At 67.8% G+C, this 15,174-nt stretch carries 15 protein-coding genes; 7 read left to right on the forward strand and 8 right to left on the reverse strand.

Features of this window, described 5'->3' with window-relative positions; genetic code table 11:
• The 4 genes from ACQKDV_RS12955 to ACQKDV_RS12970 form a co-directional block, all read right to left on the reverse strand.
• On the reverse strand, positions 1 to 1,237 hold a 1,237-nt coding region (locus ACQKDV_RS12955), incomplete at its 3' end, for an HlyD family secretion protein (protein WP_427784125.1).
• A 10-nt stretch (positions 1,238 to 1,247) separates the two neighbouring features.
• Positions 1,248 to 2,921, reverse strand: coding sequence for an MFS transporter (locus ACQKDV_RS12960; protein WP_427784126.1), 1,674 nt, complete (start codon positions 2,919 to 2,921; stop codon positions 1,248 to 1,250).
• Positions 2,921 to 3,487 carry a TetR/AcrR family transcriptional regulator gene (locus ACQKDV_RS12965; protein ID WP_108768263.1) on the reverse strand — a complete coding sequence of 189 codons (567 nt, stop codon included), beginning with the start codon at positions 3,485 to 3,487 and terminating at the stop codon, positions 2,921 to 2,923. The genes ACQKDV_RS12960 and ACQKDV_RS12965 overlap by 1 nt, the downstream gene beginning before the upstream one ends.
• Before the next feature lie 195 nt (positions 3,488 to 3,682).
• On the reverse strand, positions 3,683 to 5,893 hold the full coding sequence (locus ACQKDV_RS12970; protein WP_427784127.1) for a TonB-dependent receptor: 2,211 nt from the start codon (positions 5,891 to 5,893) through the stop codon (positions 3,683 to 3,685).
• Between the two features lie 135 nt (positions 5,894 to 6,028).
• Here ACQKDV_RS12970 and ACQKDV_RS12975 point away from each other — a divergent pair, with 135 nt between their 5' ends.
• On the forward strand, positions 6,029 to 6,442 hold the full coding sequence (locus ACQKDV_RS12975; protein ID WP_427784128.1) for a MerC domain-containing protein: 414 nt from the start codon (positions 6,029 to 6,031) through the stop codon (positions 6,440 to 6,442).
• A gap of 110 nt (positions 6,443 to 6,552) precedes the next feature.
• On the forward strand, positions 6,553 to 6,732 hold the full coding sequence (locus ACQKDV_RS12980; RefSeq protein ID WP_427784129.1) for a 30S ribosomal protein THX: 180 nt from the start codon (positions 6,553 to 6,555) through the stop codon (positions 6,730 to 6,732).
• A 147-nt stretch (positions 6,733 to 6,879) separates the two neighbouring features.
• On the opposite strand, the gene ACQKDV_RS12985 is transcribed toward ACQKDV_RS12980, so the two are convergent.
• From ACQKDV_RS12985 to ACQKDV_RS12995, 3 genes are all read right to left on the reverse strand, one after another.
• A complete protein-coding gene (locus tag ACQKDV_RS12985; protein WP_427784130.1) occupies positions 6,880 to 8,124 on the reverse strand; it encodes an ectonucleotide pyrophosphatase/phosphodiesterase in 1,245 nt (414 codons plus the stop codon).
• 132 nt (positions 8,125 to 8,256) lie between these two features.
• Positions 8,257 to 8,748 carry a methylated-DNA--[protein]-cysteine S-methyltransferase gene (locus ACQKDV_RS12990; RefSeq protein ID WP_427784131.1) on the reverse strand — a complete coding sequence of 164 codons (492 nt, stop codon included), beginning with the start codon at positions 8,746 to 8,748 and terminating at the stop codon, positions 8,257 to 8,259.
• Positions 8,745 to 10,223 (reverse strand): AlkA N-terminal domain-containing protein, encoded by a 1,479-nt coding sequence (locus ACQKDV_RS12995; RefSeq protein WP_427784132.1) that lies wholly within the window; start codon positions 10,221 to 10,223, stop codon positions 8,745 to 8,747. The genes ACQKDV_RS12990 and ACQKDV_RS12995 overlap by 4 nt, the downstream gene beginning before the upstream one ends.
• 417 nt (positions 10,224 to 10,640) lie before the next feature.
• On the opposite strand from ACQKDV_RS12995, the gene ACQKDV_RS13000 reads away from it, so the two are divergent.
• The 4 genes from ACQKDV_RS13000 to ubiM all read left to right on the forward strand — a co-directional run bounded on the left by ACQKDV_RS13000 (position 10,641) and on the right by ubiM (position 14,067).
• The gene (locus ACQKDV_RS13000; RefSeq protein ID WP_427784133.1) at positions 10,641 to 11,780 is read left to right on the forward strand and encodes a hypothetical protein; all 1,140 of its coding nucleotides are present in this window, start codon (positions 10,641 to 10,643) and stop codon (positions 11,778 to 11,780) included.
• A gap of 58 nt (positions 11,781 to 11,838) precedes the next feature.
• On the forward strand, positions 11,839 to 12,402 hold the full coding sequence (locus ACQKDV_RS13005; protein ID WP_427784134.1) for a DUF4019 domain-containing protein: 564 nt from the start codon (positions 11,839 to 11,841) through the stop codon (positions 12,400 to 12,402).
• Between the two features lie 12 nt (positions 12,403 to 12,414).
• On the forward strand, positions 12,415 to 12,804 hold the full coding sequence (locus tag ACQKDV_RS13010; protein WP_427784135.1) for an MAPEG family protein: 390 nt from the start codon (positions 12,415 to 12,417) through the stop codon (positions 12,802 to 12,804).
• Positions 12,805 to 12,888: 84 nt separating this feature from the next.
• Positions 12,889 to 14,067, forward strand: a complete 1,179-nt coding sequence (gene ubiM / locus ACQKDV_RS13015; protein WP_427784136.1) for a 5-demethoxyubiquinol-8 5-hydroxylase UbiM — start codon at positions 12,889 to 12,891, stop codon at positions 14,065 to 14,067.
• 6 nt (positions 14,068 to 14,073) lie between these two features.
• Here the strand turns inward: ubiM and ACQKDV_RS13020 are convergent, their stop codons facing one another.
• Positions 14,074 to 14,295 (reverse strand): RNA-binding S4 domain-containing protein, encoded by a 222-nt coding sequence (locus ACQKDV_RS13020; protein ID WP_427784137.1) that lies wholly within the window; start codon positions 14,293 to 14,295, stop codon positions 14,074 to 14,076.
• A 245-nt stretch (positions 14,296 to 14,540) separates the two neighbouring features.
• Between ACQKDV_RS13020 and ACQKDV_RS13025 the strand changes: the two genes are divergently transcribed.
• Positions 14,541 to 15,174, forward strand: a 634-nt coding sequence (locus ACQKDV_RS13025) for a DEAD/DEAH box helicase (RefSeq protein ID WP_427784138.1), incomplete at its 3' end; no start/stop codon positions are given.

Raw genomic sequence — 15,174 nt, forward strand, 5'->3', positions numbered from 1 at the left:
CCGTCCCCGTCCCCGTCCCCGTCCCCGTCCCCGTCCCCGTCCCCGTCCCCGTCCCGGATCCCGTCCCGGATCCCGGTTTCGGTGCCGGCTCCGCCGCCGTATCCACCCGCGCGATCACCGACATGCCCGGGCGCAGCCGCGCCGCCAGCACCTGCCCGGGATCAATCGATATCCGGATCGGCAACCGCTGCACCACCTTGGTGAAGTTGCCGCTGGCGTTGTCCGGGCGCAGCACGCTGAATTCCGAGCCGGTCGCTGGCGCGATCTGCTCCACGTGGCCGCGCAGCACCTGCCCCTGGAAGGCGTCCACCGTGAAGGTGACCGGCTGGCCGATACGCATCTGCCAGGTCTGCCCTTCCTTGTAGTTGGCCACCACCCACAGTGCCTCCGGTACCAGGAACAGCAGCTGGGAGCCGGCAGCCACGTACTGGCCCACGCGCACGCTGGCCTCGCTGATCTGCCCGTCGCGCGGTGCATGGATGACCGTGTTGGCCAGGTCGATGCGGGCCAGTTCCAGCTGCGCCTGCGCGCTTTCCACCTGCGCCTCCAGACTCTTGCGCGCCACCTGGGTCGACACCAGGGTTTCCTCGGCAATGCGGATCTGCGCCTGCGACTGCTGCACGCTGGCCTGGGCCGACGCCTGCGACGTGCGGAACTTGTCGCGGTCGTTGATCGACACCATCTGCTGCGCGGCCAGCTCGTCGTAGCGTTTGGCTTCGTTGCGCGAGCGCTGCAGCTCGGCCTGGCCGGACGACAGCGTGGCGCGTGCCGCAGCGATCTGCGCACGGTTCTGCGCCTGCGACTGGTCCGAATTGGCCAGTGCTGCACGTGCACTGTCCAGCGTCGCCTCGGCCTGCGCCACCTTCTGCGCGTAGATGCGGTCATCGATCCGCAGCAGTGGCTCGCCCTTCTTCACGTGCTGGAAGTCCTTCACCAGCACCTCGGTGACATAGCCGGCCACCTGTGGCGCCATTACCGTGATCTGCCCGCGCACGTAGGCATTGTCGGTGACCATCACGCTGCTGGTGAACGGCCACAGGTTCCAGGCACGCAGGATCAGCGCGATGCCCAGCAGGGCCACCACCACCATCACCACCACGCTGCGCGCGCTGGGCCTGAGGTACTTCGGGGCCGCCGCTGGCGCGGCAGGCGTGGGCGCAGGCGCCGCATCGGTTGGTGGTGGCGGGCTGACGTTGTCGGGAGCGTCGCTGTCGGAGCGGGGCGGGAGAGGAGACATGGCAGCGGACTCAGTGGGGCGGGGCGGTGGTGACCGCGAGCGGTGGATGCGGATGGCGCTTGTGCCATTGCTTGAGCACGGCGGTGCGCAGCGAGAGCAGCAGCAACCAGCACAGGAAGCTGATCGCCAGCCAGCCACTCAGGGTGAATACATCATTGAAGCCGCGCACGTTGGCTTCGCGGCGGGCGATGGTCGCCAGCTGCGCGGTGCCCTGTGCGCTGCGCAGGACCGGATCGGTGATCTGCGCGGCATAGATCTGCTGCTGGATGCGCAGGCGCTGCGCAACCACCGGGTCGGCCGGGTCGAGCTGGCTGGTGATCGCGCTGGAATACAGCTGCTCGCGATGCAGCTGGAAGGTTCCCAGCACCGCCGAACCGGCCAGGCCGCCGAGGGTCTGGGTGATCGACAGGGTGACCAGGAAGGTGATCATGTGGTCCACACCCTGCTTCAGCGCGGCGGAGATGCCCAGCATGATCAGCGGGCCCATGAACATGCCGGCACCGACCGAGGCCAGGAACTGGCTGATGTAGAAGTCGTGCGGCCGGTCCAGGCTGGTGCGGTTCTGGTCGAAGAACGCGGCGGTGCCCAGCAGCAGGATGGCCATCAGCAACTGCGCGATCAGCCGCTTCGGGCCAAAGGTCAGCGAGGCCCCGGCGATACCGACGGTCACCCCTGCCAGGATCACCACGAACAGCGGCCGCATCTGGTCCGGGCCCATACCCAGCGTGCGCATCAGGTTGACCACGCCATAGGACTGTTCGGTGGTGAGGAAGCGCAGCAGGAACGCGCCGACGATGAAGTGCAGCACCGGCAGGGTCGACAGCCAGCGGATCTGCAGCAGTGGATTGCGCCTGTAGTGCTCGATGATCAGCGCAGTGGTGGCCAGCGTGATCGAAGCCACCAGCGCCCAGCCCAGCCACGGGGTGTTGATCCACCAGCGCGTGTAGCCCTGCGCCAGCACCACGACAAGCAGGGCAACGGCCGGCGCCAGCAGGGCGAAGGTGAGGAAATCCAGCGGCTCGAACGCCTTGACCTGCATGCCCGGCGGCAGCTTCAGCACCACTACTGCGGCAAACGCGCACAGCGCCAGGCCGGCCTCGAACGAATACAGTTGGTGCCATTGGCCGGTATCGACCAGGGCGGGCGAGACGATCCAGGCGATGGGCACCGCCAGCTGCGACAGGCCGACACCAATCACCAGCAGATTGCCGGTGAACCGCCGCGGCAGCGCCTGCAGCATGTACAGCGTGCCCAGCGTCGAACAGGCCGCACCGGCAAAACCGCTGGCCGCGCGGGTCAGCAGGGTGGTTTCGAAGCTGCCCACGAACAGGTGCAGCACGGCCAGCGCCGCGTACAGGCCCAGGCCGATCTCGGCGAACAGGCGGATGCCGTACTGCTGGCGGAACTTGAAGGCCAGCAGGTTGGCGGTGACATTGACCATGGCGTAGGCCGCCACCAGCCAGCTGCCCTGGGTGGGCGTGAGCGCCAGCTGGCCCTGCAGGAAGGGCAGGTTGGCGGTGACCAGCGCATTGCCGAGGCCGCCGGTGATGGCCACCAGCAGCGAGACCAGCGCGTAGGCCACGCGGCGGTACGGAGGATGCCAGGGCATCGAGGCCGATCCGGGCATGGTCGGCTTCTCGTGTTCCTCCCAGTCCGGAACCGGCTTGAGGTACGGCTGGACCATCAGCGCCCCTGGTTGGCTGCTCCCTGGAGGCCGCCACGCAGCAGCTGCAGGGCGCGCCCGGCCAGCTGGGCACGCTCTTCTCGCGTCTTGCCACGCAGGGCCGCACCCAGCATGCCCGAGATCAGTGAAATATCCGTCTTTTCCAGGTCGGGCCGGCACAGGCCGGCGGCCTTGGCGCGGGCGATCGGCGCTTCCAGCAGGTCGCGCACGGTCTCGCGCGCGATGCGCATGGCGGCCACGTCCGAATCCACCGCACGCCAGTAATCGGCCAGCGCCGGCGAATCGATGATGCGCTGGGCCATGCCTTCGAAAACCTCGAACAGGGCGTCGTCGCGGTCGCCCAGCTGTTCCACCTGGCGGCGGATGCGGTCGACGGTCCGCTGCAGCAGCGCCTGGATCAGTGCAGTGCGGTCGGGGAAATTGCGGTACAGGGTCGCGCGGCCCACCTGGGCGCGCTCGACCACCAGATCCAGTGGCGCGGTGACGCCGTGTTGGCCGAATACATGGTCGGCGGCATCAAGGATGAGGGCACGGCGGGCAGCAGCATCGGCACGTTGGGTGGTCATGGCTTCATTATCGGACAAGAATGTCCGTTTGGCGAGGCGGTGAGTGACGGGATTGTCCGTTTGTTGCTGTACGCACATCTTTGTAAATATGGTGTGAAGGTGCGCCTGAAGGAGCGCGCCCATAAAAACGGGGGCCACAAGGCCCCCGGGGAATGACACGCTGCAGTAGATCCACGCCACGCGTGGATTGGTCGATCAGAAGTACGCGCGGATGCCGAAGGCGACACCACGGCCCGGCAGCGGCGAGTAGTCTCGCAGCAGCGAGGTGTGTGGACGCACTTCGCGGTTGGTCAGGTTGCTGCCATCCAGGAACACCTCGTAGCTGTTGCTGTCGCTGCGGTCCCAGCGGTACGCGAAGTGCGCATCGACCAGCGTGTAACCGTTGCTTGGCTCCTCGTTCTGGGCCACGTCCTTCTGGCGGCTGTAGCGCACCGCGCCCACCGACGCACGCCAGCCGTCCTTTGCCCAGCGCAGGTCGGCGCCGACGCGGGCCGGGGCGATGCGCGCCAGGTAGCCGGTGTTGGCCAGTTCCACGCTGTAGTTGTGGTTGTGGTCACCATGCGGCACGGCGATATCCAGTGTGCGGTTGCCATTGCCATCCAGCTTGGCCTGCACGTAATCACCGAACAGGCGCAGGTCCCAGTCGCCGGCGTTGCCTTCGAACAGGTGCAGCAGTGCTTCGGCTTCGGCGCCCTTGAACACGGCGTCCTGCTGCGTCCAGGTACGCACCGGCAGGCTTTCGGTGATGCCGGTGTCGGCCAGGTAGATGAAGTCCTTGAACTTCGTCTGGTAGATCGAGGCCGAGAAATCCAGGCGCTCGCTGTGGGTGTGGATGCCCAGCTCGACCCGCTGGCCGCGCTCGGTCTTCAGGTCGGCATCGCCGATTTCCAGCGAACGGGTGGCGATGTGCGCGCCGGCCGCGTACAGCTCTTCATTGGTCGGTGCACGCTCGGAGCTGTCCACGCCGATACGCAGGTCGACCGTATCGTTGATTTTCCAGATGCCGGCCGCGGACAGGTTGGTGGCGTCGAACTTGCGATGGCGGTAATCGCCGGTCGGGTCCAGCTTGACCTGGTCGTGGCGGCCGCCCAGTTCCAGCTTGAACGGGCCGAACTGCTTTTCCTGCAGCACGAACAGACCGACGTTCTTTGTATTGGTGTCCGGCACGAAGGCTTCTTCACCCTTGGCGCCGAAATCGCTGTTGCCGAACTGCACGCCGAAGGCGCCATCCCAGCCGCCGATCTGCTGCTGCACCGCTTCCAGCCGGGTTTCGATGCCGCGGTTGGTGAAGCGGGTGGACGGCGTGCCGGCTTCCAGTTCCACGTGCTCGTAATCGGTGTAGGCCACGCGCGCGTTGACGTTCTTCAGGAACGACAGCGGGTTGTAGATGCCGGCCTTGGTCTCGAAGCGGTTCTGCACCATGTCGATGCGCACGTCGTGCTCATCACCTTCTTCCTCGTCGCCATGGTCGTGGTCGTGATCATGGTCGTGATCATGGTCGTGGTCATCGCCGTCGGCATGCACGTGGGCGCCGTTGGGGATGCCGTAGTTGGTGCGGTAGGTGCTGGCCGACACGCCGAAGTAACCGCCTTCGCCCAGCCAGGTGGCACCGACGCCGCCGGCGCGGGTGCGGATGGAACTGTTGTCCAGGCGGCCGCGGCGCGGCTCTTCGCCTTCCTCGCCTGCGTGGTCGTGGTTGTCGTGGTGGTCTTCCAGGCTGTCGATCACCGCGTAGCCGGGGATGCGGTAGTCATCGCCGTTGCGCACCAGGCCATCGACGTGCAGCACGACGTTGCCGCTGACGCCGTCGAGGCGGAACATGCCGCTGCGTTCGTCGTTGACCGAATTGCCACGCACTTCGGCGCGGCCGCTGAGAGGGCGGTCCGGCAGCTCACGGGCAATGCGGCCGTCGACCACGTTCACCGCGCCGCCGATGGCGCCGCTGCCGAACAGCAGGGTGGCCGGGCCCTTCAGCACTTCGACCTGGTCGGCCAGGAATGGTTCGATGCTGGTGGCATGATCGGCGCTGACGGTGGAAGCGTCCATGTTGCCCATGCCGTTGGACAGCACGGCCACGCGCGGGCCTTCCTGGCCGCGGATGATCGGGCGGCCCACGCCCGGGCCGAAGAACGTGCTCTGCACGCCGGGCAGCTTGGCCACGGTGTCGCCCAGAGTGCCGGCCTTCTGCTCGTCCAGGCGCTCACCGGCCAGCACGTCCACCGGGCGCGCCAGCGACTCGGCATCGCCCTGCAGCGGCGAGGCGGTCACCTGCACCGACGACAACTCGGTCAGGTGGCGGTCACGATGGGTGTCCGGGTCGGCCGCGGCGAAGGCGGCCGACGGCAGCAGGGCGGCGAGGGCCAAGGCGAGGGAATGTGGTTTGAAACGAAGGGGGTGAGAGGGCATTTGGCGCTTCCTTTGTTACATTGTATCAATAGGGTGGAGCACGTATCCCGTCGTGGGACAGGGGGAGGGAAACCGTGCGGGTCGGGGAAGGATGTTATATTATTCCATAACGATTCGCCGACCCTGCTGGAAGTCATGTCCCTGTCCTCCTCCTTCCGCCGCCTGCTCGACCGCTTCGGTGCCACTGGTTCGCTGCTGTGCGCCGTGCACTGCGCGGTCATCCCGGTGCTGCTGGCGATCGCGCCTTCATTGGGCGTGTCGTTCTGGCTGAGCGATGGCGTGGAGATGACGCTGGTGGTGTTCGTGACCCTGCTCGGGCTGTTCAGCCTGGTCATGGGCTACCGCCGCCACCGCGCACTGCGCGCGTTGGCTTTCCTGCTGCCGGGCCTGGTCGCTCTGTGGGCGGGCGTGCTGGTCGACGCGTTGCATCACAATGCCGTGCCGCATGCGGTGGTGATGACCCTCGGCGGCCTGCTGGTGGGCGTGGCCCATCTGGTCAACCTTCGGCTCAACCACGTCCACGTTCACGACGCCAGCTGCGCGCACTAGGCGCGTCGTGATAGGCTTTCTGATCGTGCGCGGGGGCGCCCAGCAAGGCGGCCCCGCCGAACCCGTGTCAGTACGGGGTAACCAGATTTCATACTTGAGGAGTTGAAGACATGGGTAAGGGTGACCGCAAGACCGCCAAGGGCAAGCGCTACAATGCCAGCTACGGCAACGCCCGTTCGCACACCGCGAGCAAGGTCGCTGTAGGCGCCGGTGCCCCGGTTGCCAAGAAGACCGTGGCCAAGGCTCCGGCCAAGAAGGCCGTGGCGAAGAAGACTGCTGCCAAGGCCTGATCCGGCCGGGTAGAACGTCCAAAGAAAAACGCGGCGCTTGGCGCCGCGTTTTTTTGTGCCCGGCATTCCTGCCGCTGCGCTCGCCGGGCATGGCCCTGCGGCCAACCCATGCAGTAGCGCCGGGCCGTGCCCGGCGGCCGTTGCGGCTCAGCGCAGGGCCTTCCGCAACGTTTCGGCATTGCCATCATTCGGCGCGGCAGGCACCTGCAGCAGTTCTGCCAGCAGCGGATAGACATCGACATTGTCGAAGCCATCGATCACCAGCCCCTGCCGGAACGACGGGCCACGCGCCACGAACACCGCGCGCATCGAGGGCAGGGCATTGTCGAAGCCGTGCGAGCCGCGTTCCTGCCGGTCGCGCTTGGCGATGCGCTCGGCGTGCAGCGCATCCCAGCCCTCATCCATCTGGCAGACGATGGGCGGCACACGCGGGTTGCTGCCGTAGTGCCAGCGCGCCGGCAGCGCTTCCTTCTTCCAGCACTCGTAGTGCGCGTGGCGACCCAGCAGGGCGCGCTCGGCCTGGGCTTCGCGGCCGGCCACGGGCGCGAAGCCGACCGACTGGCCCTGGCTGACATTGCGTGCAATGGACGGATCGGCCATCGATTCGGTGGACACCACATGGCCTTCGGCCACGCTGGCCATGCCGTGGTCGGAGACCACGATGACGTTGGTGGTGGCCGCCAGCCCGCCGGCATCCAGGCCATCGAGCACCTGGCCGATGATCTGGTCGGCCTGCATGATCGCATCGTGGTACTCGGTCGAATCCGGCCCGTAGCTGTGGCCGGCGTGATCCACGTTCTCCATGTACAGCGTGGTCAGCCGCGGTGCGTCGGCATCGGTCTGCGCCAGCCATTCCAGTACCGTGCGTGCGCGCTGCTGCAGTGGTTCATTGCTGTCATATACCCGCCACTTGCTGGGGCGGGTGCCCTGGATTTCGGCCTCGCTGCCCGGCCACGAGGTGGTCGCGGTACGAACGCCCACTTTCTCGGCGCCGACCCAGATCGGTTCGCCGCCCCACCAGGCGCTGCTGGTCACCGCATCGCGGTCGCGCAGGGTGAAGCGCCCGAGCTGTGCATCGTCCATGCTGTTGTTGACGATGCCGTGGTGGTCAGGGCGCAGGCCGGTGACGAGGGTGTAGTGGTTGGGGAAGGTCAGCGACGGATAGGACGGCGTCATCCAGCGGGCACGCACGCCGGTGTCGATGATGCGCTGCAGGTTCGGAGTCAATCCGCGGTCCAGCGCATCGGCCCGCAGGCCGTCGATGGAGATCAGCAGCAGCTTCGGCGGCGGCGCGTCGGTGCGCGCGACCGGCGCGGACGAAAGGGGCGTGGTCGTGCAGGCCACCAGGGGCAGCAGCAACGCCAGCGAGCAGCTCAGGCGTACGGAAGTCATCCAGACATCATAAGCGGGCGCAATGACGTACCAAAGACACGGCGCGGGAAAGCGCGCCGTGTCCACGCATTTTTCCTTATGCGGCCACGGCGTGTCGACCAAGGTCGACGCCTGCCAACAGCCACTCAACCCTCACGCAAACAACGGTGCCTGCCGCTGCTCCAGCCGCAGCAGGGCGGCTTTGGTTTCCAGCCCACCCCCAAACCCGGTCAGGGCACCCTTGCTGCCGATCACCCGATGGCACGGCAGGATGATCGGCAACGGATTGCGGCCGTTGGCGGCCCCCACCGCGCGCGTCGCCGTCGGCTGGCCCAGGTGCTGCGCCAGCCGCAGATAACTCCAGGTCTGGCCGAAGGGAATCAGTGCCAGCGCATGCCACACCCGCAGCTGGAAGGGCGTGCCGTGCGGCGCAAGTGCCAGATCGAAGGTGCTGCGCTCGCCGTGCAGGAACTGCAGCAGCTGCTGGCGTGCTTCCGGCAGCGCGCCTGGGGCATACCGCCAGTCAGCCCGGCCACGGGCCGGGTGGCGGTTCTCGGGAAACAGCACATGGGCCAGCCCCCGTTCGTCACCGGCGATGGTCAGCTCGCCGATAGGGCTGTCGAAACGATCAAACAACAGGGTCATGCCGGTTCTCCAACAAACGTACCGGACAGGTGCCACAGGTGCAGCACGGCATAGGCGCGCCACGGGCGCCACGGTTGCGAGCGTGCCTCGGTGGCGCGTTCGCTCAGGCGCTGGCCCTGCGCATGGCCCAGCACCTGCTGCAGTACCAGGTCACCGGCAGGAAAGGCGTCGGGTTGGCCCAGGCCACGCAGGGCGATGTACTGCGCCGTCCACGGCCCGATGCCGGGCAGGGCCACGCAGCGGGTGACGAAATCCTCCAGCGCCTGGCCGGGGCCGAAATCCAGTTCGCCGCTGGCACAGGCTGCCGCCAGCGCACGCACCGTCGCCGCACGCGTGCGAGGCAAACCGATGGATTCAAGCGGTGCTTCAGCCAGCACTTCCGCAGCGGGGAACTGGCGGTCGAATTCGGCGGGCATGCCGGGCAGGTGCGCACCCCAGGCATCGACCAGGCGGCGCGCGAAGGTGGTCGCGGCCGCGACCGATACCTGCTGGCCGAGCACGGCACGCACGGCGACTTCAAACCCGTCCCAGCCGCCGGGCACACGCAGGCCAGGGCGCTCGGCGATGCCGCGTGCCAGCAGCGGTTCTTCGGCCAGGGCGGCGTGTACCTGCTGCAGGTCGGCGTCGAGGTCGAACACCCGGCGCACACGGCGCACGATCTCTGGAATCAGCCGGGGATCGGCCGCACCCAGCTGCAGGCGCAGTTCGTGCCGCTTCGGGTCGGCGGTCACCCGCAGCAGGGTGGGGCGTTCGGGCGTGCCGAGCACGCGCTGGTAGCTGTCATCGCTGATCAGTTCGATGCCCGGCAGGCTGCGCTTGCGCAGGAAGGCCAGCATGCGTGGAAAGTCCAGCGGGGGGCGATAGCCCAGGCGCAGGACCAGGCTGCCATCGTCGGCGGCAGAGGGCGCGTGCTGGCGGCGCAGCGCGGTAGGCGCGATGCCGCAGCCCTGCAGGAAGGCGGTGTTGAAGCGCCGCAGGCTGTTGTAGCCGGCGGCCAGGGCGACATCGGTCACCGGCAGGGTGGTTTCGGTCAGCAGTTGCTTGGCCAGCAACAGGCGATGGGTGGCGTGGATCTGCCCCGGCGTGGCACCCAGGTGCTCGACGAACACGCGTTGCAGCTGGCGCGCGCTGACGCCGAGCTTGGCGGCAAGTCCGGCCACGGCCTGGTCCTGCAGGAAGCCGCCGTGGATGAGGGCCAGGGCGCGCTGCAGGGTCTGCCCGGCCAGGGCCTGCTGTGCCTGCGGGGCCAGCTCGGGGCGGCAGCGCAGGCAGGGCCGATAGCCGGCGGCCGCGGCTGCGGCGGCGGTGGGGTAGTAGGAAATGTTGCGTGGCTTGGGGGGCGGTGCCGGGCAGACCGGGCGGCAATAGATGCCGGTGCTGCGCACGGCAGTGAAGAACACCCCGTCGAAGCGTCCATCACGGGCCAGGCGGGCGCGGTCGCAGGTGGCGTGGTCGAGGGCGGGGGCGGTGTCCATGGCGCCAGTCTAGGACGCGGCGGGTGGAGATACTCGCCGGATTCGGACATGGATGTTGGGTGGGGTTTAGGCAGGGCTTGCAGCCCTGCACCCGCAACGTCAACGGCAAAAGCAAAAGCCTGCGTTCCGTGGGATGGCGGGGCGGGTCCAGCGGCAGGGGACGGCGCAAGTACGTCCGTGTAGCCTCGGTCGCGCCATGCATGGCGCTCACGCCCCTGCCACCCCGCCTTCGACAGCGGGTCGCAGCTGTTGGTGGGTGCCGACCGTTGGTCGGCACGCTGAATCGGGTCCGCTTGGTAGATCCACGCCATGCGTGGATGGTGCCCACAGGGTCAGAAAGGGTTCAGAAGCACATGCTGAATGCGCGGCAGGGGCAGGTAGACTGGGAGCCTTGTTCCCGTGAAGACCGGTTGCCCGATGTCCGTCAGATTCCGCTGGTTGCCCCTGTTGTGCCTGGCCTTGGCGGGCTGCAGCCAGCTGGAGAACCCTGGCAACGTGACGGCCGCTGACAAGGCGACGCGGGCACCGGCCAGCGATGGCGAGAACATGGTGTCCATCAATGCCGCCGATGCGCCGCTGCCGACGGTGGCACCGCCGCGCAGCCGTGCGGATCGGGCGTGGCCGCAGGCGCAGCTGGAAAACGGCCAGGCCTGGCTCAGCTGTGGCACCGACTACGCCGGCGACAGCGGGGATGGCGTGGCGCTGGAAGGCCTGCAGCGCGAGCAGATCCAGCAGGCCATGCTGCCCTGCGCCGAGCGCGGGCTGCTGCGCGTGCGCTACCAGGGCAAGATCAATCCGGGCTTTGCCGAGATGATGTGGCGGCTGGCTGTGGTGGCCGATGCATTGAAGATCCACAAGCGCATCCTTGACCTCGATTCCAGCGGCGGCCAGGTCGAATCGGCCATCGTGGCCGGCGACAGCATCGGCGAATCCGGCTGGACCATCTGGGTACGGGAAGGTTCCATCTGCCACAGTGCCTGCGTGTTCGTGCTGGCGGCCGGCGACAACCGGCTGCTGTCGGGCAAGGTGGGTATCCACCGCATGATGCGCATCAGCTCCAAGGCGACCTCGCGCGCCGAGCTCAACCGCGAGCTGCACGAGGTCTACGACAACGTGAAGGACTATCTGCAGCGCAACGGCGTGGCGGTGGGCGTGGCCGACCTGATGATGACCGTGCCCAACCGCAGCCTGCGCCTGCTCAGCCCCGACGAACTGCGGCAGTTCGGCCTGGATGGTACCAATGCGGTGCAGGACGATCTGGAGCGGATCAAGCAGATGCGTGCCTGCGGTGATGATTTCGTGCAGCGCAAGGATGCGTTTCTGGTGGCCTTCGACCAGCAGTGCAAGCGCGAAGGCGCCGACATGGAATCGATCAACAGCTGCGGCCAGGCACTGAAGCAGCGCTTCGGGTTCCCTGATGCAGTGTGCCCGGAAGAAAGCCCGCTGTCGGAAATCGATGTGGCCACGCTGCCACCCGCACCGCCGGAGAAACCGCCGGTCGCCGAGCAGCCGCCGGGCGATGCCGCTGCGGTGGAAGCCAGCACGCCCGCGCGCTGACGAGGTACTCACCGCGCTGCAGTAGACTGCGGTTCTTACCCTTGAACCGGCGGTGTCCATGAAACGCGTGCGTTTGCCGAAGTTCCTGCTGTTGTCCCTGCTGCCGCTGACGGCACTGGCGCAAGCCCCTGCACCGGCGACGCCTGCCCCTGCACCGGCGCGACCGGCACCGAGCACCCCGGCGGCAGCCAAGCCGGCCACCGCCGCGTCGGCGGCCCCGGCACTGACGCCGGCGCAGCAGGCGCAGGTGCAGAAGCAGGACGCGGACATGAGCGCTGCGGCACTGAAGGCTGCGCAACTGGTCGACAGCAACCGTGCCGGTGAACTGTGGGACGGTGCCTCGGCCGTGGCGCGCCGCGCGGTGCCCAAGGCGGCGTTCGTCAGCCAGCTGGCCGCCGATCGCGCCCGCCTGGGCGCCATGAACGGCCGCGGCCAGCCGATCATCACCCGGGTCAAGTATGCTGCCGGCGCCGCGGTGCCCGAAGGGCTGTACATCAATGTCAGTTTCCCGACCCGATTCGCCAACAGTGCGCAGCCGGTGCGCGAACTGGTGTCGTTCCGTTTCGACGAAGACCAGACCTGGCGCCTGGCCGGCTACAGCCTGCGCGCGTCCGCACCCTGACGGAGAACGGTGATGGCCACCGAACTGAGCATGTTGGCCTGGGCGATGCTGCTTGGCTTCGTCTACATCTTCGCCGCGTCCACCGTGGTCACCCGCGAGCGTGGGATGAAGTGGAACGCGTCGGCGCGTGATGCGCCGCAGGTGCCTCTGAGTCCCCTGGCGGGCCGGTTGCAGCGGGCGCAGGCCAACTTCTTCGAGACGTTCCCGTTCTTCGCCGCCGCCGCCGTCGCGGTGGTGGTGGCCGGGCGCAGCAGCGACACCACCGTGGTCGCCGCCCAGGTGTATTTCTGGGCACGTGTGGTCTACCTGCCGTTGTATGCGGCCGGCGTGCCCTACGTGCGCAGCCTGGTCTGGCTGGTGTCGATCATGGCCATCCTCCGGCTGGTGTTCGCGCTGCTCTGAACCGCGCGCTGCCTGATCCAGATCAAGGCCAGTCACGTGCGTGGCGCTATGCTGGGCGGACTGGAACAATGGCGGGAGGCGCGGATGCGCAGGATGGACGTGGTGGTGGTCGGCGCGGGCCCAGCGGGCCTGTGCTTTGCGCGTGCACTTGCCGGCAGCGGCCTGCAGGTGGGTCTGGTCGAGGCGCAGCCGCGCCAGGCGCTGGCCCAGGCGGCCTTCGATGGCCGCGAGATCGCCCTGACCCATGCCTCCCGGCAGAGCCTGGAGCAGCTCGGCCTGTGGCCGCGCTTGCCGGAGGCCGAGATCGCCGAGCTGCGCGATGCGCGGGTGATGAACGGCGCATCGCCCTTCGCTCTCACGTTTGCCAGTGGCCAGCGCGATGGCCAGCCCCTTGGTTGGCTGGTGCCCAACCACCTTATCCGGCGAGCGGCGTGGGAGGCGGTGCAGGGCCAGGACGGGCTGGAGCTGTTCGACGGCCGCAAGGTGCAGGCCGTGCAGGCCGACGCGCAGGGTCACGTGGTCACGCTCGATGACGGCAGCACGCTGCATGCCCGCCTGCTCGTCGCTGCCGACAGCCGCTTTTCGGCCACGCGTCGCATGCTCGGCATCGGCGCGCAGATGCGTGACTTCGGCAAGTCGATGCTGGTGTGCCGCATGCAGGTCGAGCGCGACCATCACCACACCGCATGGGAGTGGTTCGGCTACGGCCGCACCATGGCGCTGCTGCCGCTCAACGAAGGCCAGGCTTCGGCGGTCGTCACCTTGCCGCCCCGGCAGATCGAGGATCTGCTGGCGATGGACGAGGTGAGCTTCGGCGAGGCCATCACGGCGTGTTTCGAACACCGCCTGGGACAGATGCGGCCGGCGGCCATCCCGCAGGCCTATCCGCTGGTGGGGGTGTACGCGCATCGCTTTGCCGGCCAGCGTTCGGCACTGATCGGCGATGCGGCGGTGGGCATGCACCCGGTTACCGCACATGGATTCAACCTGGGCCTGGCCAGCGCTCAGCGCCTGGCGCAGGGCGTCCTGGCGCAGCAGCGGCGGGGGGCGGACATCGCCGCCGCTGGCATGCTTGCCGGCTACCAGCGCAGCCACCGGCTGGCATCGCGGCCACTGTATGAGGCCACCAACGCCATCGCCAGCCTGTACACCGACGACCGCCGGCCGGCGCGCCTGCTGCGCGCGGCAGGCTTGCGGGTGGCACAGGGCGTGGCGCCGTTCAGGCAGCTGATCGCCTCGCACCTGACCCAGCGGGTGGCCTGAACCGGTTCAGCCGGCCGCCAGCACCCGGATCTGGCTGTCTGCGAATTCGACAACCTGGCCCGCGCGGATCTTGCAGGCCTTGCGCAGCTCGATCTGGCCATCCACCCGTACCTGGCCATCACTGATGACCACTTTGGCCTCGCCGCCGCTGGTGACCAGATCGGCCAGCTTGAGCAGCTGCTTGAGTTCGACGTAGTCGCCGTCGAGGTCGAATTCGAGGATCTGCATGGTAAAGCGTGTCCTGGGAGCGGGCGGGAAGGTGGCGTATTGTGCGCCAGCGTAGGCCCGAAGGGGATGCGAATGGTTTCCTGTACGCCTGGTTCAGGAATAGTGCGGTATCATTCCGCTCTGAGTGAGTGAATTCTCCTCCGACCGAGCAGCGCCAGGGCACGCGATAAGAAGGGCGCCCAAAGCGCGGACCATCCCTTTTTTATCGCACTGCCATGCAGATGGCCGTGCCTTTGGAGTTTCCCATGTCCCAAGATTCCCAAGCGCCGCTGCAGTTCGCGCAGCTCGGCCTGTCCGAGCCCGTCATGCAGGCCGTCAGCGCCATCGGCTATGAAACCCCGTCGCCGATCCAGGCCGCCACCATTCCGGCGATGCTGGAAGGCCGCGACGTGCTGGGCCAGGCGCAGACCGGTACCGGCAAGACCGCAGCGTTCGCGCTGCCCGTACTGTCCAACATCGACCTGCAGCAGATCAAGCCCCAGGCGCTGATCCTGGCGCCGACCCGCGAACTGGCCATCCAGGTCGCAGAGGCGTTCCAGTCCTATTCGTCGAAGATCCCCGGCTTCCGCGTGCTGCCGGTGTACGGCGGCCAGCCCTACGGCCAGCAGCTGTCGGCCCTGCGCCGCGGCGTGCACATCGTGGTAGGTACCCCCGGCCGCGTGATCGACCACCTGGACCGCAGCACGCTGGACCTGTCCGAGCTGAAGACCCTGGTGCTGGACGAAGCCGATGAAATGCTGCGCATGGGCTTCATCGACGACGTCGAAGCCGTGCTGAAGAAGCTGCCGGAACAGCGCCAGGTGGCCCTGTTCTCGGCCACCATGCCGCGCGCCACAACCGCAACATCGACGAGCACTACTCGTTCGACCGCGGCACCAT

The sequence above is a fragment of the Stenotrophomonas sp. NPDC077659 genome, assembly GCF_050268705.1.
Lineage (GTDB): Bacteria > Pseudomonadota > Gammaproteobacteria > Xanthomonadales > Xanthomonadaceae > Stenotrophomonas.